Source organism: Enterorhabdus sp. P55 (assembly GCF_009911695.1).
Lineage (GTDB): Bacteria > Actinomycetota > Coriobacteriia > Coriobacteriales > Eggerthellaceae > Enterorhabdus.
Genome location: NZ_QWKK01000235.1, coordinates 1 through 1,287 on the forward strand (window position 1 = coordinate 1; position 1,287 = coordinate 1,287).

Here is a 1,287-nt window from a genome sequence, read left to right on the forward strand (position 1 = left end):
CGCACAGCGCCTGCGGGGGCCTGCCGCCCATGTCGCGCATCGTCGGCGTAAACAACCTATTGGCACACAACAGCTAGCCGAGTTCTGCCGCGACATGGGCCACAACCCCGAGCAGGTGCAGGACTTCTATCCCACGCCCGGCTCCATGGCCACCGCCATGTACTACACCGGCCTCGACCCGCGCACGATGGAGCCCGTCTACGTGCCGCGCTCGGCTCACGAGAAGGCGCTCCAGCGCGCGCTCATCCAGTACCGCGACCCGAAGAACCGCCCCCTCGTCCGCGAGGCCCTGCGTCGCGCCGGCCGTGCCGACCTCATTGGCTACGGCCAAGAATGCCTGGTCAGGCCCGAAAAGGCGGACGAGGGCGGGGCGTCCGCGGGCGGCTCGCGCAAAAGCGGCGCCGGCGCGAAGGGCGCATCCCGCGCGGCGGGGCGAGGCACCCGCGGGGACGAGGCGGCCGGCTCGAACGCGAGGGGCGGCGCGCGAGACTCGAGGAGCACGCGGGATGCGAACGCGAAGGGCGAAGCGCGAGACGGCCGCTCCTCCGCGCCCAGGAAGGGCGGTCGACCCGATGCGCCCGGAGGGGGCGGCAAGCCGGACGGCGTCGGAAAGGGCGGTCGACCCGATGCGCCCGGGAAGGGCGGCGCCCGCGGCGTGCGCGCCCTGCGGGGCGGCGCCCCCGAGGGACGGGGCGGCCGCGACGTCGGGCTGCGCACTCCCAGCCGGAAGAGCCGAGGCCCGGCCCCCAAGGCCAACGGCCGCAAGGGCGGCATCCGCAAGCAGGGCAAGTAGCAGGGGAGGGGCGCGCTTCGCGGGGCGCGTTGCCCGGTTGGCCCTTGCGACCAGCACGGCCCCGGGGCGGTGGGGGCGCTTCGGAGGGGGGTGCCTGTCTTCGTGTTGCGGCTTCGTGCTGGCTGCGCCTTTCGCGTTGTATCCCCCCCGTCGCCTTCGCGCTGGCGGTGCGCCTCGGGCTGGCGCGGAGTGACCGCGTTTCGCGGGGCGTGTTGCTCCTGGCCGCGTTCGCGCCGAGGCTGACCACGGCTTTGCCGCCCGGGCTTTCGGCGGTGTCCCCGCATCGCGTTCGCGCCGGTCAGCCGCAAGCCCGCGCCGGCTGCGCTTGTCGCCCCGCGTCTTCGCGCAGGCCTCTCTCTCGTCGAGCCCGTCGTTGCCCCGCGTTCGCGTCGCCCGGCCGCAGCCCTGCCGCCCGGCCCTCGCGCCCCCCGCACAGCGTTTCGCTCCCGCCGCCGTCCGCGCGCCCGTGCCGCGCCGCGCGGACGAGGCGCCGA

1 protein-coding gene is annotated in these 1,287 nt (G+C 75.7%); it reads left to right on the forward strand.

The window, feature by feature from the left end; all coding sequences use genetic code 11:
- Positions 1-793, forward strand: a 793-nt coding sequence (locus D1643_RS11030; RefSeq protein WP_160710646.1) for a DUF3362 domain-containing protein, incomplete at its 5' end; no start/stop codon positions are given.
- Positions 794-1,287: the final 494 nt, after the last annotated feature.